This window comes from Aquimonas voraii (assembly GCF_900101825.1).
Taxonomy (GTDB): Bacteria; Pseudomonadota; Gammaproteobacteria; order Xanthomonadales; family Xanthomonadaceae; genus Aquimonas; species Aquimonas voraii.
Map to the genome: position 1 here is coordinate 537,277 of NZ_FNAG01000002.1, position 25,462 is coordinate 562,738.

The 25,462-nt window shown below is 65.6% G+C and carries 17 protein-coding genes and 1 pseudogene; 11 read left to right on the forward strand and 7 right to left on the reverse strand.

Annotated features, from left to right (window positions below; all coding sequences use genetic code 11):
• Nucleotides 1-2: 2 nt before the first annotated feature.
• From BLP83_RS06920 to BLP83_RS18210, 3 genes are all read right to left on the reverse strand, one after another.
• Nucleotides 3-2,258 carry a S8 family peptidase gene (locus BLP83_RS06920; RefSeq protein WP_091240510.1) on the reverse strand — a complete coding sequence of 752 codons (2,256 nt, stop codon included), beginning with the start codon at nucleotides 2,256-2,258 and terminating at the stop codon, nucleotides 3-5.
• 401 nt (nucleotides 2,259-2,659) lie between these two features.
• Complete coding sequence (locus tag BLP83_RS06925; protein WP_143006575.1) at nucleotides 2,660-5,221, reverse strand: hypothetical protein; 2,562 nt, start codon at nucleotides 5,219-5,221, stop codon at nucleotides 2,660-2,662.
• Nucleotides 5,222-5,951: 730 nt separating this feature from the next.
• Nucleotides 5,952-6,242 carry a peptidoglycan recognition protein family protein gene (locus BLP83_RS18210; protein WP_143006576.1) on the reverse strand — a complete coding sequence of 97 codons (291 nt, stop codon included), beginning with the start codon at nucleotides 6,240-6,242 and terminating at the stop codon, nucleotides 5,952-5,954.
• 349 nt (nucleotides 6,243-6,591) lie between these two features.
• Between BLP83_RS18210 and BLP83_RS19225 the strand changes: the two genes are divergently transcribed.
• The 4 genes and pseudogenes from BLP83_RS19225 (at nucleotide 6,592) to BLP83_RS06940 (ending at nucleotide 11,073) form a co-directional block, all read left to right on the forward strand.
• Nucleotides 6,592-6,726 carry a hypothetical protein gene (locus tag BLP83_RS19225; RefSeq protein ID WP_281187107.1) on the forward strand — a complete coding sequence of 45 codons (135 nt, stop codon included), beginning with the start codon at nucleotides 6,592-6,594 and terminating at the stop codon, nucleotides 6,724-6,726.
• 27 nt (nucleotides 6,727-6,753) lie between these two features.
• Nucleotides 6,754-7,309 (forward strand): annotated as a pseudogene (locus BLP83_RS06930) (DUF429 domain-containing protein).
• 651 nt (nucleotides 7,310-7,960) lie between these two features.
• Nucleotides 7,961-8,794 (forward strand): DUF5694 domain-containing protein, encoded by an 834-nt coding sequence (locus BLP83_RS06935; RefSeq protein WP_143006577.1) that lies wholly within the window; start codon nucleotides 7,961-7,963, stop codon nucleotides 8,792-8,794.
• Between the two features lie 323 nt (nucleotides 8,795-9,117).
• Nucleotides 9,118-11,073, forward strand: a complete 1,956-nt coding sequence (locus BLP83_RS06940) for a sensor histidine kinase (RefSeq protein ID WP_218121214.1) — start codon at nucleotides 9,118-9,120, stop codon at nucleotides 11,071-11,073.
• A 186-nt stretch (nucleotides 11,074-11,259) separates the two neighbouring features.
• Here BLP83_RS06940 and BLP83_RS06945 read toward each other — a convergent pair whose 3' ends face one another.
• Nucleotides 11,260-11,898 (reverse strand): nitroreductase family protein, encoded by a 639-nt coding sequence (locus tag BLP83_RS06945; RefSeq protein ID WP_091240519.1) that lies wholly within the window; start codon nucleotides 11,896-11,898, stop codon nucleotides 11,260-11,262.
• A gap of 251 nt (nucleotides 11,899-12,149) precedes the next feature.
• On the opposite strand from BLP83_RS06945, the gene BLP83_RS06950 reads away from it, so the two are divergent.
• From BLP83_RS06950 to BLP83_RS06970, 5 genes are all read left to right on the forward strand, one after another.
• Nucleotides 12,150-12,518 (forward strand): YajD family HNH nuclease, encoded by a 369-nt coding sequence (locus tag BLP83_RS06950; RefSeq protein WP_091240522.1) that lies wholly within the window; start codon nucleotides 12,150-12,152, stop codon nucleotides 12,516-12,518.
• Nucleotides 12,519-13,035: 517 nt separating this feature from the next.
• Nucleotides 13,036-13,407 carry a hypothetical protein gene (locus BLP83_RS06955; protein ID WP_091240524.1) on the forward strand — a complete coding sequence of 124 codons (372 nt, stop codon included), beginning with the start codon at nucleotides 13,036-13,038 and terminating at the stop codon, nucleotides 13,405-13,407.
• A 57-nt stretch (nucleotides 13,408-13,464) separates the two neighbouring features.
• A complete protein-coding gene (locus BLP83_RS06960) occupies nucleotides 13,465-14,499 on the forward strand; it encodes a DUF4344 domain-containing metallopeptidase (RefSeq protein ID WP_091240527.1) in 1,035 nt (344 codons plus the stop codon).
• A gap of 630 nt (nucleotides 14,500-15,129) precedes the next feature.
• A complete protein-coding gene (locus tag BLP83_RS06965; protein WP_176764046.1) occupies nucleotides 15,130-15,600 on the forward strand; it encodes a prepilin-type N-terminal cleavage/methylation domain-containing protein in 471 nt (156 codons plus the stop codon).
• A gap of 3 nt (nucleotides 15,601-15,603) precedes the next feature.
• Complete coding sequence (locus tag BLP83_RS06970; RefSeq protein WP_091240532.1) at nucleotides 15,604-18,312, forward strand: putative bifunctional diguanylate cyclase/phosphodiesterase; 2,709 nt, start codon at nucleotides 15,604-15,606, stop codon at nucleotides 18,310-18,312.
• Between the two features lie 279 nt (nucleotides 18,313-18,591).
• Here BLP83_RS06970 and trmY read toward each other — a convergent pair whose 3' ends face one another.
• Entirely contained in the window at nucleotides 18,592-19,188 is a 597-nt protein-coding gene (gene trmY / locus BLP83_RS06975) for a tRNA (pseudouridine(54)-N(1))-methyltransferase TrmY (protein WP_091240535.1), read from the reverse strand.
• Between the two features lie 28 nt (nucleotides 19,189-19,216).
• A complete protein-coding gene (locus tag BLP83_RS06980) occupies nucleotides 19,217-20,872 on the reverse strand; it encodes a M28 family peptidase (protein ID WP_091240537.1) in 1,656 nt (551 codons plus the stop codon).
• Between the two features lie 198 nt (nucleotides 20,873-21,070).
• Between BLP83_RS06980 and BLP83_RS06985 the strand changes: the two genes are divergently transcribed.
• Nucleotides 21,071-21,385 (forward strand): hypothetical protein, encoded by a 315-nt coding sequence (locus BLP83_RS06985; RefSeq protein ID WP_091240539.1) that lies wholly within the window; start codon nucleotides 21,071-21,073, stop codon nucleotides 21,383-21,385.
• Nucleotides 21,386-21,504: 119 nt separating this feature from the next.
• Here BLP83_RS06985 and BLP83_RS06990 read toward each other — a convergent pair whose 3' ends face one another.
• Complete coding sequence (locus BLP83_RS06990; RefSeq protein WP_176764048.1) at nucleotides 21,505-22,923, reverse strand: phenylacetate--CoA ligase family protein; 1,419 nt, start codon at nucleotides 22,921-22,923, stop codon at nucleotides 21,505-21,507.
• Between the two features lie 189 nt (nucleotides 22,924-23,112).
• Between BLP83_RS06990 and katG the strand changes: the two genes are divergently transcribed.
• On the forward strand, nucleotides 23,113-25,323 hold the full coding sequence (gene katG / locus BLP83_RS06995) for a catalase/peroxidase HPI (RefSeq protein ID WP_091240926.1): 2,211 nt from the start codon (nucleotides 23,113-23,115) through the stop codon (nucleotides 25,321-25,323).
• Nucleotides 25,324-25,462: the final 139 nt, after the last annotated feature.

The following is a 25,462-nucleotide window of genomic DNA, read 5'->3' on the forward strand; positions in this document are numbered from 1 at the left end:
ACTCAGCTCTCCAATAGCATCTTCATCAGGTTCGGCAAGCCGTGCCCCTGCGAGTAGCGGTCGCGTCGCAGGTCATTGCAGTGCTTCAGCAAGATCTGCTTGACCTCATCAGGTCGGCTCACATATTCGCGTCGAACCGAGAGGAAGGCCGCCAGCAGTCCGGAAACACTGGGCGCGGCCATGCTGGTCCCGCTTTCCTCGCGGTAGCCCGGGAATTCCTGCGTGTTTGATGTTGGGGCGGCGCAGGAAAGAACTCGCTCGCCGGGCGCAACAACGTCGGGCTTAGACCGGCCATCTGCCGTCGGGCCACGCGAAGAGAATGAGGACACGCCGTACAGGTACGGCTTGTCGCCATTGACTGATCCAACGGCGATGGCGTCTTCGAGGTTTGCGGGGTCACCGATAGAGTGACTGTGATTGATCCGGAGGTCCTCGCCCTGAGATTCAACCTCGATCGTGCCCTCGTTTCCGGCGGCGACGACCACGATCACGCCGCCGCGCCATTGGCGGCGCAGCTCGGCGCAGATAGGGGAGTGGCCGCAGCCGTAAGTGTCGGCGTCGAACGGCCCGCCCAGACTGAGGTTGATGCCGTGGATGCTGAGGCGGCTGTGCCCGGCGTTGGCTTGTTCTATGTGGTCGAGGGCCTTGATGATCCAGGCATCCTCTCCCGACCCATCGTCGTCTAGCACCTTGTAGATCACGAGTTTCGCTTCGGGCGCCGCGGACGATGCAGGCACGGAAGGATCATCCGGCCAACCGGCGATCAGCCCCGCCACATGCGTGCCGTGCCCGTCTACGTCCTTGGCCTTTGCAGCGAGAACGCGTCGTGGGGGACCGAGCTTCGTGCAGTCCCAGATTTCCTTGAGGGTGTCGTGGGCGGCGAAATGGGGGTGGTCGCCTTGCACGCCCGTGTCGAGAACTGCCCAAGTGACGCCGGCGCCCTTGGCAGCGTAGGCGGATCGAGCTGCGTCGATTTGCAGCGCGCGGACGGAGGGCGAGGGCAAGGCCTGAACTGGGCTCGTTAAACGGGTGGGGTGCTTGGCGGCAAGTGCGCGCTTTCGGCTGTTCCTCCAGATCGCGTACACCCGGTACTGGTTCCGCTCCCTCGCCACGTTCATCAGTTCATCGGCGGTGAGCCGTGCGGCGACAAACCTCGTGAGGGGCTCGATGCAGGCCTCGTCCTTGTGCTTCTTGAGCATTGCGGCGAGCTTCGCGGCCACCTGTTCGCTTGGCGTGCCTTGGCCCTCCTCCCAGCCCTCAGGAGGGGCTTCCAGAACTTCGATGAGGACCGGGTGGCGGCCCTCAACTTCGATCTGCTGCGCTACATCCTTGGCCATGACGAACGAGGCGTGCGTGTCCATGCCCGAGGCGCGACCGATTACCCGACGGACATCGCTGTGGGTGAGGTAGAGCGAAATTCCGTGCGTCAGGCTGCCGTTGGCCCTGTCTGGGTTCAGGGCGAAGAGGGTCTTGTCCTCGATCTTCGGATCGATCTGACCCCGCGGCGAGAAATCCGTTGCGAGCCGGCGGTCGAATGCGACGAGATCGAGGACGCCGGCGAAGTTGAACCAGCGGCCTACGGCGGGTGGCCTGCGCAGCTCATCGTGGCCCAGCGTGGCCAGATGGTCTTGCACCTCCTGCAGGCCAAGCGGGGAACCCAGGGTTACGAGGGTGATGCTGCCGAGTTTCTTTGCCTCGGCGTCGGTGAGTGCATTCAATACATCCCAGGCGATCATGCTTCCCTGGCTGTGCGCGACGACCACAGCACCGGGGGCTGCCTTGAGCAGTTCGGTCTTGAATCGTTGCCGGATGTCCTTCCGCTTGGCTTCGTCGAAAAGGTAGATCGCGGTGTCCCGCAGGTACTTCTCGATAAGGCTGCGGCTGAGTCTCACCCGTGCCCAGCGCGGGAACGGAAGGACGCGCGTCCCGTAGCTTCCGCTCCGGCGTGTCGGTGGCGGGGACGATGCGCCTATCTCGTCCAGCAGGTTTTGGGCGAAGGCGAGCGCGTCCTCGTTTGACGCCACGGACGTGCCCTGAAGGGCTTCCAACGCGATACCCCGATCGCTGGACTTCGACGCACCTCTTTTCCCGGTTCCCGCTGCGTCCTTTGGTGAGTCCGCGGGCACGAGGTCGGCCCAGTAAGCCATCGAGGTCCTCGGACCCAGGTCTTTTCCGGCAAGGGCGAGATCCCAAAGCTGCTTCAGGTCTTCGGGACCCTTTTTTTGGAAGATTCCGTGGACGTAAATGATTCTAGCCATACTGATGGTCCTTCCACAAAATTGGAGCGAAGTTCTTGGGTGGGTTTGATGTGGTCAGAACACAGCCTTCATTTCTCGACAACACCTCTGCAGAAATGAGGCATTAATCCTTGCCCGTAGACATGCAGAGGGTCAAATCACATCAAGATGGTTGTCCCTAAAAAAGGGGCATATGCTTGGGGTTTTTCTAGTCTAGAGCCAGGTGAGTTGCGAAACGAATTTCGAAGAATAGTCGATTTGGCGGTCGTTCCCGCTTAGGGGCGGGAAAGTCGATGTGAAGTATTTCGGGGTGTCTTGTTCATTGTTTGAAATGCTCAGGATCGGTGGTCATAAAGCTAGGAGTTGCCATAGGTCAATGGTCGCGCTAGTTGCATTGGATATTTCTTGAGGTCCGCGAGTGCTTATCCCAGCACCAACCTGCTGGCAACGACAGTTTCGTCCTCCGACACCTGCTCCAAACGCAGCTTCGCTCTCAACCCACTCGCAAGCCCCGCTTCCCGATGCAGCAGCACCATCAGTCGCCCAAAGGCGCGCTGGGAATAGTGGTCGTCCCAGGAACGATCGAGCATATCGATGACTTCTTGGCCCTTTTCGAGTCCTGTGCTGACTGACCAATCATCTGCCGATGCTAGCTGGTAGAGGGAGCTTGCCATGCGGGACCAACTGCGCAGGAAGCCCTTGTCGAAACGGAGCTGGTAGTGCAATGCGCCCAGGGTGGTTTCGGCCTGCTCTGCCATTTCCCAATCGATCAGCTCCCGACTTGCGCCGGTATTTCGTAGTCCCCACCGGATGCGCGAGACCACCTTCTCGGGCAGTGCGCTCAGTCCGATGTAGCGCGGCTGCATAAGCACATCCGTGACGCCGGCATACAAGCGCTCGCGTTCGCGCAGCAGCGCGCGTTCCGGCCGGCCGGCTTGCAGCAACGCACCAGCCAGTGCTCGCGCCCAATGTGGGTTGAGGTCACCGCGCAGCAGCGCCTTGAACCGTTCATCAACGATGCTGGCCGAGTCCAGGCTCAGCTCTATACGCGCGCGGATGCGCTTGCCGCTCAGTTCCTGCCACAAGCGTTGCTGCAGGTCGGACAATTGCAGATCGCTGATTGCGGCCCACAGTTCGGCGTGGTCCAGCGCCTCGGCCAGATCGCGCCGCTCCAACTTCGGGTAGGTGTGTGACCAGCGGAGACCAAGCGCAACGGTCCAGTCTCCATCCGCGCCGTTTTCGGCGCGGTACTCAGGCATGCCGAAGAGCACCTCGCCGGCATATTGCTTGAACGTGGAGAAGCCCTTGCCGTCATAGCTTCGCTGGCCGAGCAGACTGTGGCAGACTTGGCGTTGCTCACCTTGGACTTGGCGGAACAGAGTGACCCGCTTTCGCGTCTTCAGCCAGTTCAGTGCGACGCTCCAGCGATCGACGCCGAGGGTGAAGCCGAAGGACCGACGGTGCTCGGATATTGAATGGCCGAGCAATAGGCCGTCCGTCATCAGCTTGGGATGCTCGCTCGCCAATGTCAGAATCGACGCTGCATCCAAGTTCAGGGCGGCGTGATGGATCTGCTCCAGCAGTAGATCTGGCAACTGTCCCGAGGCAAGCTTGATCGATAGCAGCGCGGCATTGTCCTCTGTACGGCTGTACTCGTAGCTGAAGCGCAGCTTCAGCTGCGCTCTGGCGACGCGTTTGATGATCGATTCCAGCCGTTCCAGCTGGTTCAGCGCGTAGCCGAGCCGCTCTTCAACCCGGGTCAGGCCAGTTGCTCGCCATAGTTTCTCTGCTTGTTCTGTGCCGAGTGCTTTCAGTTTCCCTGGAAGCGCCTGGATTCCATCGATCAGCTTGGTTGCTTCGACGATCGTCAAGCCGAGCATTTCTGCAAGGGGCGCGGCGGCCTCGGCGACAACCGGTGTCTGGGCCAGCGCCTCATTCACCTTCTGCTGGATGTGTTGCAGGCGCTGCAGGCGACTTTCCAGCTGAAGCCTCGAAAGGTAGCGTTCGAGTGCATGCCCCGGCTTGATCAACTCGGCCAGTAGCGAATCGTAGGCGACCTTGAGGTCAGCTTGCAGCTCTGTGACTGATGCTTTCCAGTTAGCGAGCGCCTGTGGGTCCCCACCGAGTAGTTCGCCGGCCAGTTCGGGTAGAACGGCTTCAGCGGCGTCCGGGTTGTCAAAGGCGACGTCCAATCCAAGCTCCACGCCCAAATCCATCTGGCGACGTCGATTTGTCAGAAGCTGCAATTCGATCCAACCGTCGGGCAGGCCGTGGAAGGCTACTCGGTAAAGGCCGGACAGGCCCAGCGCGAAACGGACCTTGGCACTGGCATCGATTTTCGGCGCCAGCGCCGCCTGGCCAAGCGCCAAACCAGCGATCGGATCGTTCAGCCCGGTCAGCACATCAGCCCAGTCCAGATCAATGCTCAGGTTGAGGGTCCCGCCGAGCTCGACCGCTACAACCTGATCCTCGGTAAGTGTCCTTAGGTGCAGGGGGGCGAATACATGCGGTAGGTTCGTCAAGTCGGATGCGACCGCGCTGGCCACCGTCGGAAAGCGCCCTCGGGACTTTCGATGCGGCATGTAGGTAGCCACCGTCAGCGCGGCGCCGCTGTCGACCTTGAACTTTGTCAGGCCGGCGCTGGCGGAGGCCCCAATCTTCACGTGGCAGTTGGCCCGATAGCGCAGCCAAACAACGTCCGGAGTCGACTGCAGCAAGGGCCGCCATGCGATGCCGGAGGGTGCGTCTGCAGTTGGTGGTGCTCCGTACATGGCAAGATCGTCTGCGTCGTTCGATGCATTGAAAACTGAGACTGCCACTTCTGAACCGGCTTCGATTTGGAAGCGAACATCTGCGATCGGGGCGAAGTTTTTGCCCTCATCGGCGCCGGCGCGCGCTACATCCAATGAAAGTGCTGCACTGTCGATCGGCTCGCCAAGTTTTTTGGTGATTTCCTTCGCTTTCGCGAAAACTTCACTGTCCATGAGTCCCCCTAAAAAAACTCGAAAACACCTAGATGCTCTGCGCGAACGTTTGGCACGTGAAACCCGTGCGCCCTTGCCGCAAGCATTATGGAGATAGACGTCTCACTCATGACGAGGGTCGGCCCCGGATTGGGTGGCTGCGGTGAGAAGAGCGACTTCGATCCAGATGCCGTTTTCATCAATTGCTGCCGCAGAAAAGTAGCCACCTGGACATCGAGTTTCAGGTTCGAAGCCCGCCACCTTGAAAACTCGAAGGATGATCAATGGAGCGGCTCGCACCGGATTTTACGACTCAGGCATCGCTCTTCGCAGTTCAGGAAAGAGCGATCTCCCCGTATCTCTGCTCATACTCCCGCCTCAGGTGCGATCGAAAGTTCGACATAGACATGGATAGCGAGCCGCCGGGGTCCGGTTTTCGCCAGTAGCCAAGTCCTTGCATTCCGGAGACCTCGTGGTGTCCCAGGACGAGATCAAAGTCGAATAGCTCTGGATTGTTGAATTTCAGCCAGCAGATGAGATCCACAAGCTCCTCTTCCTGGGCGGGGCGGAACTTTCTAAACGTTCCTGATTGGCAGCCGTGGTTCGTTCCACTCACGGTTCGTACCTCTTCCGCGGCGTATTCTGCATTGAACCACGGCTTCCACGTGCCGTTTGCTTTCTTTTCAACGGCGCCTGCGCACGCGACTTCAATTCCAACGAGATGCCGGCTAACGCCTCGTCCGAGGCCTGGTCACTTACTGACACCTGCGTGATGTGCCCATTTGTTGAGTGGCAATGACTGCAGCGTTCTACCTTCAGGTGTTATGACGAAGAAGTTCCACCCCTGGCGGTGTCCCCAATCGAGGCTGTTTCTTGCATCGGCTTCGGTTGCATCTCGTCCAGCCGTGAAGTGAATTGCGCATCCTTTCGGATAGCCATTTGCGTACGTTCCTTCGCTGGGGCCCTCCTGCTTCACGATCTGAGCGAAGGGATAGAAGAGTAGACCCTTGGTGTTGTTTGGCCTCTCGGTCTTGATGGTCATGCATCGTCCTTCGGGCGTCTTTCAGCGCGTCTGTTGGGGCGTATTCGGAGCGAGGAGCTGCATCGACAGCGCGAGCTGTTCAGAGCAGTTTGTTGCTTGCGTGTTGGTGGCCGATGGTCAACAGGGCAGCGACGAGGCCGAATGTCTTAGCGGCGCGTCGACGGTAGAATGCGTGACGCGCGTCACGCAATCGTGACCAGCGGAAAGCTTCCCTATTTGTTCCCGGCTGCGGGTCTAGGTCAGCTGTCGTGAACGGATTGAGGGAACTGCCGCTTCGGTGTGTTCCGCCGCGCCCCTACGCCGACGCGAAGCGTTGCCGCCCATCGCTGGAACACGGATGAGGACCTCGATGTCACCCCACCCATACGCCCACTTCGGCGTCGACGGCGCCAAGTCCGGCTGGTTTGCGGTCTGGCGCCTGGGCGAGGCCTTCGGGTTCGATCTGTACGCCCGAGCCGAACACCTGGTTTCCGCGCACGCGTAGGCCGATGTCATCGCCGTGGATGTTCCGATGGGGCTGTCGGATCGTGAGGCCCGCCCGCCTGATGCCTTGGCGCAATCGGTCGTGGGGGGCAAGCGCCAGCAGCCTGTTCTCAGCGCCGGTGCGCGGTGCGCTGGATACGCAGAGCCACGCCGAGGCCTCGGCGCCGATCCGCTTGTTCGACGAGAATGGAAGGAGGTTAAGCATTCAGGCTTTCGGCATGCTTCCCAAGATCCGTGAGTGGGACACGCTGCTGCGCGGCGATGCCGAGGCCCGCCGCCGTGTGCGTGAGGTCCATCGCGAGGTGTCGTTCGCGGCGATGATTGCCGGCGTGACCCTGGTGCCGAACAAGCGCAGCGATGAAGGGCGGGCACTGCGGATGCGGCTGCTGGGCGAGCACTTTGGGCAGGGCGCCGTGGAGTCGCTGGTGGCGTCAGTGCCGCGACGCTTGGCTGCGGCCGACGATGTCGTGGATGCGCGGGCCGCGCTGTGGAGCGCCGAGCGCATTGCCGCGGGCTGCGCGGGCTCGTTGTCCTCGCTGCCGGCCGTCGACCGCGCTGGGCTGCCGATGGCCATCTGGTACTGAGTCTCCGCGCTGTCTGTGCCGTCGCCGACGCGGGTTGGCATGGGCAGGACCGCGTAGCGCCTGTGCTGTCACACGGGTGGATGCTCTCCGTCGCGGGGTTCGGAGGTGGATCACCATGAGTCGCGCGCAGCGTCGTCGAATCGAAAGGGAGCAGGCCAAGGCCGACTGTCGTGCGGCGAAGCGCGCTGTGGCGCTTGAGCGCCGCATCCTCCAGCACGATCGCTGGTCCTCGCGTTCCTCCACCAGCCTTCTTGGGCTGACGGGCGAGTTTCTTTGGCATCTTGCGTGGGCGCCGCTTGCCATCTGGCTCTGGCCCTTGGCCCAGATCGGTCGCCTGATGGGAATCGACACGAGTGAGACCGGACCACCGCGCCATCGACCCGCATGGATGCCCGCGCCAGATCAGGGCGCTGTGGCTGCGCGTGAGCGGGATGACACGCACAAGCCCTCGAATCGGTAGCTTGCTTCGTCACGGAAGCACATGCCGGATGTGCTGTCTGCGCAAGCACGTCGCGCAAGGGGGCCGCGTGGGGTGCCCAACGGCGGCCGCGGGCCCAGGGGTGTTCTTGCCGGCACGTGGCCGCGCGCTCTCTAAACCCTTCGAGTTGTCCGCGCATCAGAGGCCCATGAGCCCCTCAAGTGAGATCCTCGATGCGCCTGCCTGTTCTGCTTTGTGTGTTGTTTGCCGCTGCGCCGCCTCTCGCTGCCTTAGCCGATGCGCCCCAGCCGCCCGAAGCGGCCGAACCCGCACAGGTCATGCTGTTCGGCATGTTCCACTTCGCCAACCCGGGCCTCGATATGGTCAAGTCCGGCGTGATCGACGTGACCACTGCGCCCAACCAGACGTATCTGCAGGGGCTGGCGCAGCGCCTGGCTGGCTTCGCGCCCACCGACGTGCTGACCGAGTGCAGCCCGTCCGAACAAGCCGAATACGACCAGCAGTTCCGCGGTTTCGTGGAGGGCAGTTTCAACCTGCCCAGCAACGAGACTTATCAGGTCGGTTTCCGCGTGGCCCAGCTGGCGGGCCTTTCCGGCGTGACCTGCTTCGACGAAACCACGGTGGGCTGGAATGCGAAGCCGATGTTCGACTACATGGACGCCCACGACCCGGAGACGCGGCAGGCCGTGCAGTCACGTTTCGAGTCGCTGTCCGCCGAGCAGGGGCGCGAGCAGGCGACGCTTTCCCTGCCCGAGCTGCTGAAGCTGGCCAGCGATCCCTCGCGCGATGCCGAGAACAAGGGCCTGTATCTGCTCACCAATGCGGTCGGCGCGGCCGACGGCTTCGCCGGTGCCGATGCGTCCGCCAGCTGGTGGCATCGCAACTTCCGCATGTACGCCAACATCCAGAAGGCCGCGGCGCCGGGGCGGCGTGTCATCGTGATCGCGGGGCAGGGCCACACCGCCATCCTCAAGGATCTGCTGGCCGTGGATGACCGTCGGCGTGCGGTCGATGTCAGACCTTTCCTCGAGCCCGATCCCTCCTGAATCGATGCCCCGGCGCGGCGGACGCTGCAGGGCGATCGCGCACTCTACGTCGGCGATCGCCACGGGCAAGAGCGGGTGAGGGCAGTCGCCTGTCGCGCGGCTGGGCGGTTCGCCTGCGCGCGTCCGGCGGGCGCCCAGCGGATCGACGGCCCGATCACGCACCTGGATCGACGCGTCGTCGGTGCCCGCCCGAGCGGTTCGACCCTTGAGGCGGGGGCGACGGATCACGCGGGTGTACTGCAAAGACCAACTACGCTCGGCACGCGCGTTGCATGCTCTGGCCACCGGCGGATGCTCGCGTCGGGTCGACCACGAGGGGCCGGATGAACGCAAACGGTGGAGCTCCGGACGAGGCGAACACGCCCGACCCGATGTCGCTCTACGAGACGGTGTTCAACCAGATCCTGCATGAGGTCCACATCTGGCGTCTGGTGCGGGACGCCGACGGCAACATCCAGACCTGGCGCCTGCTCAACGCCAATCCCGCAGCGCTGAAGGCGTGGGGAAAGTCGCTCGCCGACATCAAGGGGCTGACCACGGACGAGATCTTTCCGGGGGTAGAGGCTACGGCCACCTTTCTACCGATCGTCGAAAAGATCTTTCGCGAGCGCCAGCCCTACTCCTGGGAGGTCCACTTCGAGGGCACGGACCAGACCCTGCAGATGACCAGCATTCCCGTCGATGAGGTCTTCATCAGCACGGGGGTGGATGTTTCCGGGATCCGGCGCTCGGAACGCGCGTTCCTGGAGGCTCAGAAACGCCTGGAGACCGCGACCGAGGCCGCCCAGCTCGGCATCTGGTCGTTCGAGCCTGACAGCGGGCGGACCTACTGGAACAGCCTCGCCTTCGAACTGCACGGCGTGGCACCGTTTTCCGCCGAGCCTTCGTATGCCTTCTGGCTGTCCTGCGTGCACGCCGAGGATCGCGAGCACGTCGAGCAGGTCATTGGCGACGCCCTGCGCAAGCGATCGGCCTATCGGGTGGGCTATCGCACGCGCTGGCCGGACGCGTCGAACCATGAGATCGAGCTCGTTGGGCGGGTGTTCGAGGTGGCGGAAGGCGAGCCCTCGCGCATGGTGGGCATCCTCCGCGACGTCACCGCCGAGCGGACCGCCAGAGAAAGTCTTCAGCGCGCACACCGGCGACTCGCCCTGGCGACGGAGAGCGGCGGAATCGGCGTGTGGGAGTGGGAACTCGCGACCGACGCACTGCTCTGGGATGAGCAGATGTACACGCTGTATGGCGTGCGCGATCGCGAGGAGCGCAGCGTCTACGACACCTGGGCGAGCCGGGTGCATCCGCAGGATCTGGAACGAGCGGCCGGGGCGCTGCAGACGGCGCTGCAGGGCGGTGCGGATTACGACACCGAGTTCCGCGTGATCTGGCCCGACGGCTCCATCCACGTCATCCACGCCATGGCCCGGGTCACGCGCGGCGCCGATGGGCGGCCGGTCTCCATGACGGGTCTGAACTGGGAGGTCACCTCGCAACGCCGCATGGAGGCCGAGCTCAAGGCCGCGAATGCGCGGCTCGAGGAGCGTGTCGCGCAGCGCACGCAGGAATTGGAACTGGCCAAGGATGCGGCCGAGGCGGCCAACCGGGCGAAGAGCGAGTTCCTCGCCAACATGTCGCACGAGCTTCGCACGCCGCTGCACGGGATTCTGGGCTTCGCCGATCTTCTGGTTGAACGGTCGCAGGACGACGAAGCTTCGGAGGCGCACCGCTATGCGACGCGCATCGTCAAGCAGGGCACCCAGCTTCTGAATCTGGTCAATGATCTGCTGGATTCCGCGAAGATAGATTACGGCAATTTCAGCGTTGCCCTTGAGCCCTGCGAGCTCACCGACCTGGTCGCCGCTGTGGTGGATGAGTTCGAACTCAGGTCCCGCAGCGACGTGCACATCGCGCTGCGACAGCCCGAGCAGATCCCCATCCGTGCAGACCCGCGGCGCTTGGCCCAGGTGCTTCGCAACCTGCTGGCCAATGCCGTTCGGCTGTCGCCGAAGGACGCCACGGTCGAGGTGGACGTGCGCGTTGACGCGACCATGCACCGGGTCGAGGTGGAGGTGGCGGATCGAGGGCCCGGCATTCCGAGCGGCGAGCTGGAAGCCATCTTCGACCGCTTTTCGCAAAGCTCGAAAACCAAGAGTGGAGCTGGCGGTACCGGGCTTGGCCTGTCGATCGCGCGCAGCATCGTCGACATGCACGGCGGCAGTCTGACTGCTTTCAATCGGGCAGGGGGCGGGGCCCGTTTCGTCTGCGTACTGCCGCTGCCCTGAGGTGCCTCACGCTGCGCCGACGTCTACAGGCCGCCCGCGCTGCGGCGGGCCCTGTGCCGGGCCAACCGACCATCCAGCGGGTTCCGCGCCGGTCTGCCGGCCTGTCTTGAACCATCGGCTCACGCCCAGCGACTTTACAAAGTGCGAGGCCGCGTCTGCCGACGCGGCCTCGTGCGTCACCTCGAATCAGAAGGTCTTGCCTTCATCCCAGGCCAGCACTTCCGACACCGCGAGACGCGGCTTGCGCGGCCAGTTGCCCTCGGCGGCGCGGCCCACCGCCAGGGTCAGCACGGGCACGTAGCGCTCGGGGATGTTGAAGGCGGCCTGCACACCGGCGCTGTCGAAGCCGATCATCGGGCCGCTGGCGAAGCCCATGGCATCGGCCGCGAGCATCAGGTTCATGGCGGCGAAGCTGGCGCTGCGGATCACTTCGTCGCGCACCAGGCGCTCGTTCTGGTAGTCGCCGTAGAATCCGGCGGCGCCGTTGATGAACCAGTCGGCCACGCCCTGGTCGATGTGGCCTGCCTGCACCGCGCGCGCCATCAGGTCGGGCAGCTTCTCCTGGGCCTGGGTGTCGCCGAGGATGATGAAGGTGACGGCGGCGTCGCTCACCTTGGCCTGGTTCCAGCTGAGCGCCTTGAGCTTGGCCTTCTGCGCCGGGTCGATCACGGCGATGAAGCGGGTGTGCTGCAGGTTGAACGAGGAGGGGGCCTCCAGCGCGTAGGCCACGAGCGATTCGATCTCTTCGCGCGAGAGCACGTGGGTGGGATCGAAGGCGTTGGCGGAAACGCGGTGCTTGATGGAGTCGAGGGTGGTCGTGGCCATGCGGGTGTCCTGTGGGGTGGCAAAGGGCCGTGAAGCCTAGCCGCGTGGGCTTGAAGGCCGCGTTCATTCGATGGGGGGCGTGGCATCCAGCGCGATGACGCGCCGTCGGTGTCCGTCGTCCGGGGGGGCGGGCCTGCGACGATCGAGCGGGTCGATGCGTCAACCCGAGGGGTGCCGAGGTCCGCGTGCGCGATGGACTGCGTCTGGCTGTCCTTCGCGAAGGCTGTAGGCTGAAGCTCCAGGAGGTAGCCATGAAAGCGATCGATTCCGCCAAGCTCGATGCCATTGTTGCCGCCGCGCATCGCAGCGCGCGCGAGCGCAACCTGGGTTATCGCGAGCAGGCGCTGAAGATGTACCCGTGGGTCTGCGGCCGCTGTGCGCGCGAGTTCAGCCACAGCAATCTGCGCGAGCTGACCGTGCACCACCGCAACCACAACCACCAGGACAACCCGCCAGACGGCTCGAACTGGGAGCTGCTCTGCCTGTACTGCCACGACAACGAGCACCAGCGGCAGATCGAGCTGGGCAACAGCATGGGGCTTGAGGAGCGGATCGAGCCGGCCACCTCCAACCCCTTTGCAGGGCTGGCGGATCTGCTCAAGGCCAAGTCCCCGCGCTGACTTCTTCTCTGAGGTCGTGCATCTGCTTCAAGTCTCTCTGGCTGCGCGGTGTCTTCGTGCCCGACGGAGAGCCACCGCTTGCCTGGGTCGGCGTTGGTCGCCTGGCTGGCGTCCAATCCTCAACAAGGCTGTGGATGTCTCGCGGGCCGCGTCGCCGACGCAGCGACGGAAACCTGTTGCAGCCGCGTTGAGTCGTCTCCCGGTCGGAGTGTTGGTGGGCTGAGGATGGCCGCGACGCGAACTTGGCCTTGTCCTTGATGGATGTTGAAGCAGGGCGCTGATCGCCGACGACAGTCCTCGGCGCGAAGCCGAATCGATCCTGCTGTGTGTCCGCATTCAAGGGCGGCGGAATGCTGGCCGATGCGTCGTTGGGGGCGCTGCCCTGCGCTCTCTTCAGAGCCTGGGCTCTGCCAGCGACCTGGGGCTTGCGCACTCCCGGTGTCTGCTGCTTGCATCCGCACTCACACGCGCTGGGGCACAGTGCCAGCGGCATCCCTCAATCCAGGAGTTCGTCCCCATGCTGCGTTCTCTCCTTGTGCTGGTGAGTCTTCTCGTCGCGGCCTCACCGGCGCGGGCGGAAGACGGTTTGAGCGGTGACTGGAGCGTCGATCTGGCCAGCGAGCCGGGAAAGGTCTACACCCAGCCCATGCAGCTGGAGTTGAAGGACGATGGCACGGTCGCGGGCAGCTTCTACAACAGCGCCATCGAGGCCGGGCGCTGGAAATTCGATCGCGGTCGCCTGTGTGCAAGCTTTCGCACCAGCGATGGAACGGGCCCCTATCACAGTGCGGTCTGCCTGGTGGACGATCAGGCCGTGGGGCAGACCTGGGCGGAGCATCGCGATTTCCTGTTCAACTGGAACGCCGCGCGGGTGGCGGACGCGCCGTGAACCCTGCGGCGGTCGTCTTGTTGGGCACCTTCACCGATTGCGCTTGAGGAGCTGAGCATGTCTCGATGGGCTTCCGCCGCGGCCGCGGTGCTACTCGCGCCGGGGCTTCTGGCCACCTTGGACGCCCGCGCCGAGGGCTTCCAGGTGCAGCCGCCGCAGGTCGAATCGCGTGTGCTGCGGGCGGAGGCCGAACGCCTGGGCCGCATGGCGCTGCTGGAGAATGCGGTCGCCGCCCTGAATGCCCAACTACGGTTGCCGCGCAACGTCTCGGTTCGCCTTGTCGAGTGTGGTGAGTCGAACGCCTACTACGACCCCGAGGCCTACGAGATCCAGATGTGTCTGGAGCTGATGGAGGACATGGCCGGCGTGCTCGATGGCCAGTTCGAGGACGAGTCGGTCGAGTCCGATGCGCTGACCGGCGCGTGGATGGGCACCTTGCTGCACGAGGTGGGCCACGCTCTGGTGCATGTGCTGGATCTGCCCATCACCGGTCGCGAGGAGGACGTGGTCGACCAGTTGTCCGCCTGGATGCTGATCAGCGCAGGCGACGCCGATGCGGTGCTGGGCTATGCGGCCACCTACTACACCGAGAGCGGCGAGGTGGGTGCGGCCGACTTTGCCGGGGTGCATGCCCTGAACGAACAGCGTTACTTCAATTTGCTGTGCTGGGCCTACGGCAGCGATCCCGAGGCCGCGGAAGAGCTCACGGCGTCCTGGGAGCTGCCCTCCGAACGCGCCGAACTGTGTGCGGATGAGTACGCGCAGATGGATCGCGCCTGGAGTCGGCTGCTGGGGCCGCATCTGCGGCAGCCGATGTCCCAGCTGGCGCTGGCGCGGCCCGGTGCCGTGGGCATCCTGTTCGGCGAGGGTGGTGATGTCGAGGCGTCCGCATCCGCGATCGAGCCGGGCGACTCCAGCGGGACAGCGAGCACCGGCGGCAAGGACTTTGCGGACGAGGTGTCACGTTCGGCACCCACGGGCAAGGGCGAACCGGACAGCCTCGGCAAGCTGCAGAAGATCAACGACGATCTGCCCCCGGCGCGCGGTGAAGGTGCCCGGCGCGGCATCAATTCGCGCGACGAGGAGGGCTGAGCCGCTTCGCGGTGTCTGCCGACTGCACTCGTCTGCCAGCGTGGGACCGCCCGGTTCTGGTGTCCGCGCGGGTCGCGCCAGCGCCGCGCCCGTGTGCGACGTGTCGGCCGTGCCGGTACAGATCGCCTATGTGGTAGAGCCGGTCTATGCCGCGTCGCGCGGGTGCACGCGCTCAGGGTCGACCGCCCGTACCGCCAGACCGAGCCGAAGGTGGTGGAGCTGGCCGATCATGTTGGCAGCCGTGAACGGCGGGTCAGCGCTTCATTTGCTGCAGGCTCGGCGCGCCGCCCTTCGACCAGTGGGGCCGCCGCTGTCGCATCGCCTGCGCGGCGGGTCGCTGGCGGGCGCAGGCTTCCGCTTCGGTCTTCCCCGCTTGATCAGGGCGTCGCGCAGCTGCGGAAATCGGCTGGCCAACTCCGCCGGGGCTGCGCTTTGGACGCTGGGCCGGCCTCGCTTCCGCCGCCGCCTTGAGCCTTGCGTGAGGCGCCTTTTGCATTCGTTTGCAGTTCTGGGGTGGTTGGTGGCTTGTCGCGTTCGCGCGAGACGCCTTGTGCACGCATACTCCGCCAACGCCTGAAAGCGGATGAATGCGCCACACCGCGCGCTCGGGTGGACTCAATGGGAGATCGCATGCAACGGCGCGCGCGCAGGCAGCGGGCCTTCACTCTGGTGGAGTTGTTGATCACGATCGTGGTCGTGGCGGCGCTGGCCATGCTCGCGGTGCCCGCTTACCAGCGGGCGGTCGAGCGCGCCTATGTGGCGCAGGCGGTTCGCGACATCGGCGAGATCGCGATGGCGCTGGAGCGCCGGCGTACCACCTCGGGCTCCTATCCCGCCAGCCTTGGCGAGCTGAGCGACTCGCTCCCGCAGCTTGATCCCTGGAAGCGTCCGTACCGCTACCTTCCCATCGACGTGGTGCCGCGCCCGCCCACAGGTGCGGTACGTCGCGACAAGAACCTCAACCCCTTGAACCGCGATTTCGACCTCTACAGCGTTGGCAAGGATGGCCGAACCCAGACCCAGCTGACCGGCGCGCGCGCGCGCGATGACATCGTCCGGGCTGGCAATGGCAGCTTTATCGGCAAGGCCGAGGATCACTGACCCTTGCTCGAACCCCATCTCAGAAGTCCGGTTGGCCGACGGCTGTTCATCCGCTTCCTGCTGGCGGCGCTACTGCCACTCGCGGGCGTCGCCCTGTATGCCTACATCCAGGTCGGCAATACCCTCACGGCGGCGGCGCACCATCGTCTGATGCTGGACAGCAAGGCCTATGGCATGAGCCTCGTGGAGAGCCTGAACCGGCATGCCTCGGAGTTCCAGCAGGCCGTGCAGGAGGGCGGGCTCGACCCTGTCCCGGAGCTCGCGGGCTTCGCGTCGATCGAATGGGCCGAGAAGTCCGCTGGACCTGAGCTCGGGCAGACGGGCGTTTCCCTCGCGCTGCGCCCAGGCACGGCCCCCGAACTGAGATTCTGGTCAGGCGTGCAGTCGACGCTCTGGATCGGCCGACTCGACGCTGATGGGTTCTGGTCCAAGGACTCGCGGCCCGAGCACGCCTGCGTGTTCTCACTTCAGGGTGAAGCGCTCTACTGCACGCGCCGGCTCGCCGAGGCCGGGGTGCCCGCGATTCCGGTTGCCGCCAGCGACCACAACGCCAGCGTTGGCGAGATCCAGATCGGCGGCGAAGCCTTCCTGCTGGGATTCTGGCGAGCGCGTTTTCTGCCGGCACTCGACAGCCCGGGCTTCGTGGTGATGGTGGCCACGCCCAAGTCGACAGAACTCGCCTCGCTGGCCACCTACAGGCTGGTTTTTGCAGCCGTGGTGCTGCTGGCGATCGCGCTGGCGGTCGGCCTTTCCAACAGCCAGATCCGCCAGCAGATCGCTCCGCTCCTCAAGCTGCAGGCGAGCACCAAGCGCTTGTCCGCCGGGCAGCTTGGCGCACGCTCGGAGGTGCGCGGCGACGATGAGTTCGGCGAACTGGGGCGGGCCTTCGACCTGATGGCGATGCGGCTTGAGCAGAAGTTCGAGGTGCTCGGGCTGTTGTCGGCGCTGGATCGCGCCGTACTCGATTCGGCGAGCAGGGAGACGGTCGCCCACACGGTGCTGTCCGGTCTGTCGCAGGTGTTGCCGGACGCCCACGCAGGGGGGCTCATGCTGCAACCGGATGGATCCGCGGAGCTGTTGTGCCAGCAGAGGGGCGAATCGCGTGAGGCCTCCGGGTCGCGCATCCGCGTGGATCGTCATTGCATTTCGGATCTTCCGAGCGGCAGTGCTTGCCACGAGATTCCTGCCTCGGCGCTGCCCGCGGAGGCGCTGCAAGCCCTGTGCGGGAGTTCGCCTGCCTGTCTGCTCCTGTTTCCGGTGCTTCTGAACCGCAAGCTGGACAGCGCGCTTCTGATGGGGTTCGCCTCTCGGCCCGGGAATTTCGACGAGATCATGCAGCTCGGGCGTTCGCTCGCCGACCGCATGGCGCTCTCGGCGGCGAACATCGAGCGCGAGCGTCGTCTCTACCAGCAGGCCCACCACGACGCTCTGACGGGTTTGCCGAATCGCATGCTGCTGCTGGAGCGTCTGCAGCAGGCCATCGGCCATGCAGCCCGCAACGGCCGCGCGCTCGCCGTGCTGTTCCTGGACATCGACCGCTTCAAGCAGATCAACGACACCCTGGGGCACGCGGAGGGTGACCTGCTGCTGATGGAGTTCGGGGCGCGGTTGAGCCGTCAGGTCCGCGCTGAGGCAACGGTCGCCCGACTCGGCGGAGACGAGTTCGTGATCGTCATCGCCGACCTCGCCGCCGATACCGCCTTCGCGGCGGTCGATCGGATCGCGCGCGATCTGCAATCTGAGCTGGACTCGCCGTTCCAGCTGGGGCTGCAGTCCGTGGTTGTCTCGGCCAGCCTTGGCATCGCCCTCTATCCGGACAATGCGGCCACGCCTGCGGATCTGCTGAGGATGGCCGATGAAGCGATGTACGACTCGAAGCGCCGCGTTCGCGGCGGCTACGGCTTCTATACGAGCAACATCACGGCGGCCACGCGCGACCGCTTCGAACTGACCCAGGAACTGCGCGAGGCCATTCAGCGCAACGAGTTCCTGCTCCATTTCCAGCCCAAGGTGGATGCACGAACAGGCGCTCTGGTTGGCGCCGAGGCCCTGTTGCGCTGGCAGTCACCGCAGCGCGGGATGGTGCTGCCGGGGAGATTCGTGCATCTGCTCGACGAGATGGGCCTTGCCACCTGGCTCGGAGAATGGGTGCTGGGGCAGGCCTGTGCCCAGATGAAGCAGTGGGATGCGCAGGGCTTTCCGCCCTTCCGCGTTTCGATCAACTTCTCGCCGATCCAGTTCGAACGTACGCCGGTGGTGGTTCGCGTGCGTGAGGCCCTTGAGCGCCACGGCTTGTCGCCAGAGCGGATCGAGATCGAGATTCTCGAATCCATGGCGGTCAACCAGTCGCGCGAGGTGCGTGACAACCTCAGTGGACTCAGAGCCTTGGGGGTGCGCATTGCGCTCGATGATTTCGGCACCGGCTTCTCCTCGCTGGTGCACCTGACCGAGGTGCCGGCCGATGTCCTGAAGCTGGATCGCGTTTTCACGCTCGCCCTGTGCGCAGATCTGCGCCAGCGCGAGATCGTGCGCTCCATCCTCGATATCGCCCGAGTGATGCAGTTGGAGGTGGTGGCCGAGGGCGTCGAGACTGAAGTCCAGCGGAACCTGCTGCCGGAACTCGGGTGCCATGTGCTGCAGGGTTACCTGATCGGTCAGCCCGTCGCGCCGGAGAACTTCGCCCAGCGTTGGCTGCGGCGCCTCGCGCGGTAGCGCTGCAGCCCTGCTGCCACCTCCGCCGCATCGAGCTTCAATGGCCGGTGTGCGCAGTCGCGCGCGCAAGGGCTTGGACGCAGCGCGAAATTGCCGCGGACCGCGCTCACCTGTCTCCACCCGAACAGAGACATGGAGGGCAGGGTGCGGTCCCTTCGACCTGGCGGGTGCCCGCGATTCCGATAGCGGGTCCGGTCCGGATGGAACGCCCAGTGGCCTTCTGCTGTCGGCCCGGTAGCATCGCCTCGGATGCGTTCCTTGCGCCGTACGTCCGGAGCATCAAGCAGCGCGGTCGAGCTCGTAGTGGATCAGCACCACGCACTGTGAGGCGAACAGCATCCTCGGGCCCAGTGAGAGCTTCTCTGCGCCCAGGCGCTCCAGACCGCGGATCGCGTTCTTGGGCATCGGGATGTGGTCGGTCAGCAGGAAGCAGGGCTTGCCGCTGAAGGCCTGCTCGCGGATTGGCCTGCCCTTGCGATCCATCATGTACAGGGTGTGGTCTTCGGCCAGTCGCTGCACCAGTCGCTCGAAGCTGGTGGTGGCCACTTCGAGGCCGGGCTCGACGCTGCGGGTCTCGTCCTTGCCCATGCCGATGGACGCATCGAGGGCCTTGGCAATCCGCGCCAGCAGGCGGCGCTCGTCGAAGCCGCCGAGGTCCTGCAGTGCGTTTGATTCGAAGCGCAGCGTGCGCGAGTAGTCGCGCGTGCTTTCCAGCACAAGGTAGACCACGACATCCTCGCGGTGCGACTGCGCGACGAAGATCGCGTTCATCAGTGCATGCGCAAGGATCTCGGTGTGCGCCTCACGGCCGACGTTGGCCAGCAGGGCCTGGCTGTCGGTGGGTGCGGCGCGGGCTCTCAACACAAAGGTACGCATGCGGCGGTTTCCGGAATGACGGGCCGCCTCAGCGCGAGGCGCGCAGCGCGTCGGTCTTGGTGCGCTCGGCGGCGAACTCGCTGTCGGCATCCCACTGCGGCCAGTCGGCGCTGCGGGCGATCGATTCGACCAGCCGGTACACCGTCTGGGTGTCGCGCGTCGGGCCGCGCATGTCCCAGCTGTCGTCATACTCGTCGGCGGGCTGGTGGTAGCGCTCGGCGAAGTACTTGGCGCGCGCGGCCTTGCCCGCTTCGATGCCGCCGTCCAGCAGATCCGTGCCGGGGCCCAGGGTGAGCGCGGGCACGCCGGCCTGGGCGAAGGCGAAGTGGTCGGCGCGGTAGAACAGTCCGGCCTCCAAGTTCTCGTCCAGCGAGCGGGTGCGCCCGTCGATGGCGGCGGCGGCCTCAAGACTCCGCTCCAGCGAGACCTTGCCCAGCCCCCAGGAGGAGATGTCGCGGGTCGGCCCGTCCGGGCTCCACATCTCGATGTTGATGACCGCGGCCGTGGTGGCCAGCGGTCGCAGCGGGTTGGCAACGTAGTACTTGGCGCCAAGCAGGCCGTTCTCCTCGGCCGTGGGCGCGAAGAACAGCAGGCTGCGCTGCGGCCGCTCGCCGGCGGCGAACACGCGTGCGAGTTCGATCATCGAGGCCAGCGCGGTGGCGTTGTCGACGGCGCCGTTGATGATGTTGTCGCCGCTGGCGTCGGCATTCGGCGTGATCCCGAAGTGGTCCCAGTGGCCGGAGACGACCACGGTCTCATCGGCGCGCCCCTCGCCCGGCAGCAGGCCGAGCACGTTGCGGCTGACGATGCGGCTGTGCTGCACATCGAAGGCGATGCTGAGCGAGGCGCCTTCCAGCGCGTGGGCCTTGAAGCCCGGCTGCTGGGCAGCGCGCTTTGCGGCCTCGAAATCAAGGCCCGCGGCGGTAAACAGACGCTCGGCCGCGGCGCGCTGCATCCAGCCGCGCATCTTCAGGTGATGGGTGTCGGCGTCGTCGCGGACGATGTCGAGCTGCGGCCCGTTGCGGCCGTTGCGCACGGTGGCCCAGGGATAGGCCGCGGGGGCGTCCTCGTGGACGATCAGCACGCCGGCGGCGCCGCGCCGCGCGGCTTCTTCGTACTTGTAGGTCCAGCGGCCGTAGTAGGTCATCGCGCGTCCGCCGAAGCGGCCTTCGCCGCTCTCGAAATCCGGGTCGTTGACCAGCACCACCAGCAGCTTGCCGCGCACATCCAGATCGCCGAAATCGTCCCAGTCGAGTTCGGGGGCATGCACGCCGTAGCCCGCGAAGACCAGCGGTACGCGCTGCAGGTCGACGCGCTCGGCCGGGTGCAGGCTCTCGACCGCGATGTCCTCGCTGTTCACCAGTGGCTGGGTGGTCTCGCCAAGCTCGAACTGCGCGTGTACGGGGCCTTTGATCTCGCTGCGCACCAAGGTGACGCGCTGGGTCCAGCCGCCGTCCTCTCCGCCCGGCTCCAGGCCCGCACGCTCGAACTGCTCGGCCAGGTAGGCCACCGTTCTGTCTTCGCCAGGCGTGGCTGGCGCGCGGCCCTCGAACGCATCGGATGCCAGCACGCGGATGTGCTCGGCCAGCGCATCCGGTTTTATGCCGATGCCCGGCAAAGGCTGCGCGTGGAGGGCGCTGGCGCTGAACAGGCAGAGCAGGAGGGCTGGTGTGCAGGCGCGCATGGTGGATCCGGTCGGAGAGCAGGGCGCGAGCATAGCCAGCCCTGCGCGCCGGCGTCACATGGCTTTGGTCGCGCCAGGCGCGAATCTGTGGGACGCGGCGGAATTGTGCTGGCGGCAGGCGGCATGCTTCTTGCCCGTAGCGAGCTGCGCACGCCGGGGCATGGGGCTCCGCGTGGCCGCTTTCCAATGAGGATTCCCATGCGTGCATGGCTGTATGCCTTCGCCCTCCTGCTGGCTTCGCCGGTGGCCTTTGCCGAGTACCAGTTCCAGATCGAGAACAACACCGATCAGGACATCGTTGCCGTGGTCGTCTCCGAGGACGGTGAGGATTGGGGCGCCTTCGATATCGGGTCGGGCATCCCGGCCGGCGTGACTGCCGACATGGTCTGGGATTCCAGCACCGATGAAAGCGGCTGCGTCTGGTACTTCATGGCTGCTTTCGAGGACGGCAGCGACTCCGATGTGGTCGAGTTCAACTTCTGCGAAGACGAGCTGGTGATCCAGTTCGAGTAAGCGCAAAGCGGACCCTGTGCCTCGGGGCATCGCATCGGCGGATGCGATGCCCTCTGCATCGGCGGTGGCGTTCGAGCGCGAGCCGCCTCCCCGCACCGACCGCGCCCGCTGGAAGGTTCTCAGCGGGCTGGCGTGGAGAGAATGCGCTTCAGCTTGCCGCTGTGGCCGCGTTCAAGCGGGCAGCAAGGCTTGAGTTCGATCGCCACGCCGCCGAGGCCGCGCTCGCGCAGCCAGTGGCCGAGTATTTCCGCTGCGCGTGTCAGCGTCGGCAGATCCGCGTGGCTGGACTGCAGTCGCAGACGATCCGGCGACAGCTTCAGCAGCTGGTAGTCGAACAGGCCTGCTTCATCCTCGATCACCGTCGACAGGGCGAGCGGCAGCACGCCCCTGAAAGCGCCCGACGCGTCGCGCAGCCGAAGCAGATCATCCTCACGACCGCGAACCTCGATCAGCGGCAGCCGGCTGCCGCAGCGACAGCGCTCGCCGGTGAAGCGCACGCGGTCGCCGAGGTCGTAGCGAATCAGCGGCTGCACGAGATTGCCCAAATGGGTCAGCAGGGTCGTATGCGGCCACTTGCCGACCGCGACCGGCTGGAAGCGGTCATCGACCGGCTCCAGCAGGGCCCAGTCCGCATTGAGGTGCAGGCCGCCGTGCAGGCATTCGCTGGCCAGGCAGAAGAACTCCGAAGCGCCATAGCTGTTGCGCACCCTGCAGCCGAAGCTCGACTCGATCCGGCTGCGCACGCCGTCGCGCAGGGTTTCGCCACCGCACCAGATTTCGATGGGCTGGATCTGCAGACGGCCCGCGCGCGCTTCCTCGGCCAGCAGGGCGGCGGCAGTGGGATAGGTGGCCAGTACCCTCGGCCGCCAGTCGTTCAGCGCCTCGACCAGGGCGTCCAGCGGGTCGAGGATGGAAAAGGCGCGAAGTTGGGTTCCCAGCCAGGGCTGCTCTCGGCGCAGCCGCTCGAAGGCCGCGATGCTGGCGAAGTGTCCGCCGGTGGCGACCAGCAGCGCCATGCGACCGCCGGCCGCCAGCGTGCTCCAGGCGCTGGACCCGGCGCCGCGCAGGCTTTCGAGCGCGTCGTAGACGGCGAGCGCACCGGCATCCTGCACAAACCAGCCGGGCTCGCCGTGGGTGCCCGAGCTTTCCCATACCTGCCAGCGCCCCTGCAGCAGTTCGCCGACCTGTTCGGGCGAGCGCAGCCAATCGCGGACGCGCCCTGCGTCCGGCGCGGGCGCACACAGGCCCGCCTCGAAGTCACGCATCAGGCTGCGGCGGTCGAGCACCGGCAGCCCGGCAAGATCCGCCAGTTCGAAGCGATCCTCGGGCGTGATGTCGCGCAGGCGTTGGGCGTGCAGGGGCGAGTTGGCGCGCGCCTGTCGCAACAGGCGTCGCAGTCGTTGTGTCTGGAGCTCGGCGAGCGCAGCCGGCTCAAGCAGGGGAGCGAGCAGCACGCTGCATGCCGCCTGCATCCGCTGCATCTGCAGCAGGCCGGCGCTGAAAGCGGAGTTGATGTCGAGCACGCCCATTAGGCGCATGCTACGCCGCATGCCTGTCAGTTTCAGAAGCGACTTCTGCTGAGGCTGGCGGAGTGCGTCAGGAGTCAGAGAGGTCCGATAGGCGCTGCATATCGTTCAGGTTCGGAGAATCTATTTAACAACCGAGTGGCGTGTTCCTAAGCTCGGCGGTGCTGTTGGCTGCATCCCCACGGAAATATGGAGATTCACATGCACACCAAGAAACTTCTGACGCTCGCGCTGGCCGCGGCACTCACCACTGCCGGATGGTCCGGTGCCGCTGTTGCCCAGGCACCCATGGGAGCCCAGGACTGGTGGCCGCAGCGCCTCGACCTCCGGCCGCTGCGCCAGCATGCGCAGGCATCCAACCCGATGGGCGCCGACTTCGATTACGCGGCCGCCTTCAACCGCCTCGATCTGGAAGCGGTCAAGGCCGACCTGAAAACCCTGATGACCACCTCGCAGGACTGGTGGCCGGCCGACTACGGCCACTATGGGCCTTTCTTCATCCGCATGGCCTGGCACAGCGCCGGCACCTACCGCACCTTCGACGGCCGCGGCGGCGCCGACGGCGGGCAGATGCGCTTCGAGCCGCTGAACAGTTGGCCGGACAACGTCAATCTGGACCGTGCCCGCCGCCTGCTGTGGCCGGTCAAGCAGAAGTACGGCAGCGCGATCTCCTGGGCCGACCTGATGGTGCTGGCGGGCAACGTCGCGCTGGAATCGATGGGCTTCAAGACCTTCGGCTTCGCCGGCGGCCGCGTCGATGATTGGGAAGGTGACGTCACCTATTGGGGACCGGAGAACAAGTTCCTGGAGGACGCCCGCCACGCCGGCGACCGCAAGCTGCAGCGCCCGCTGGCGGCTACCCAGATGGGCCTGATCTACGTCAACCCGGAAGGCCCGAACGGCAAGCCCGACCCGCTGGCAGCGGCGCGCGACATCCGCGAGACCTTTGGCCGGATGGCGATGAACGACGAGGAGACCGTGGCCCTGATCGCCGGCGGCCACACCTTCGGCAAGGCCCACGGCGCGCGCAAGCCCGAGGGCTGTCTTGAGGTCGAGCCGGCCGGCGCGCCGATCGAGAACCAGGGCCTCGGCTGGAACAACAAGTGCGGCAGCGGCAAGGGCGCGGACACCATCACCAGCGGCCTCGAGGGTGCGTGGACGGTCAATCCGATCGCCTGGACCACCAACTACCTCGACAACCTGTTCGCCTTCGAGTGGGTGCAGACCCGCAGCCCGGCCGGCGCGATCCAGTGGATTCCCGCCGATGGTCAGGGCGCCAACCTGGTGCCGGACGCTCACGACAAGAGCAAGCGCCACGCGCCGATCATGTTCACCACCGACCTCGCCCTGCGCGAGGACCCGGCCTATCGCGAGATCTCGCTGCGCTTCAAGAACAATCCCGAGCAGTTCGCCGATGCGTTCGCCCGCGCCTGGTTCAAGCTGACCCATCGCGATCTCGGCCCGCGCTCGCGCTACCTGGGCTCGCTGGTGCCGCAGGAAGAGCTGCTCTGGCAGGACCCCATCCCCGCGGTGGAGCATGCGCTGATCGACGCGCAGGACATTGCTGCGCTGAAGGCTGAGATCCTCGACTCCGGGCTGAGCGTGCAGGCGCTGGTGCGCGCGGCCTGGTCGGCGGCGGCCAGCTACCGCGGCAGCGATCTGCGCGGTGGTGCCAACGGTGGCCGCGTGCGGCTGGCGCCGCAGAAGGACTGGGCGGCGAACTCGCCGGCCGAACTGGCCAAAGTGATGCAGGCCCTCGCCGGCATCCAGGCCGAGTTCAATCGCAAGGCCACGGGCGGCAAGCAGGTGTCGATCGCCGACCTGGTCGTGCTCGGCGGCGCAGCGGCGATCGAGCAGGCGGCCCGTGCCGCCGGTCATTCGGTGCAGGTACCGTTCACGCCGGGTCGCGCCGATGCCAGCCAGGCGCAGACCGATGTGGCTTCGTTCGCGGCGATGGAGCCGGCGGCGGACGGCTTCCGCAACTACTTCAGCGAAGGCAGCGCGCTGTCGCCGGCCGAGGCCCTGGTGGATCGCGCCAATCTGTTGACCCTGACGGTGCCGGAAATGGCCGTGCTGGTCGGCGGCCTGCGTGCGCTGGACGCCAACACCGACGGTGCCAAGCATGGTGTGTTCACCGCCCGTCCCGGTGCGCTCAGCAACGACTTCTTCGTCAACCTGACCGACCTGTCGACGCAGTGGTCGAAGTCGGCTGACCAGCCTGGCCTGTACGAGGGCCGTGACCGCGCCAGCGGTGAGCTGAAGTGGACGGCGACGCCGGTCGACCTGATCTTCGGCTCGCACTCCGAGCTGCGTGCGGTGGCCGAGGTCTACGCCGCCAACGACGGCAGCGAGAAGTTCGTGCAGGACTTCGTCAAGGCCTGGACCAAGGTGATGGAGCTGGGTCGCGGCTGAGCCCGCCCCAATCAATCCCCGGCAACCGGCGGAAAGCACAGCGGCGGCGCTTTGGCGTCGCCGCTGTCGTATCGCCCCTCCGCTTCAAGTCCCGCCTCATGCAGTTCCACGCGGCACCGCATCGGTTCACCAGGGCGCG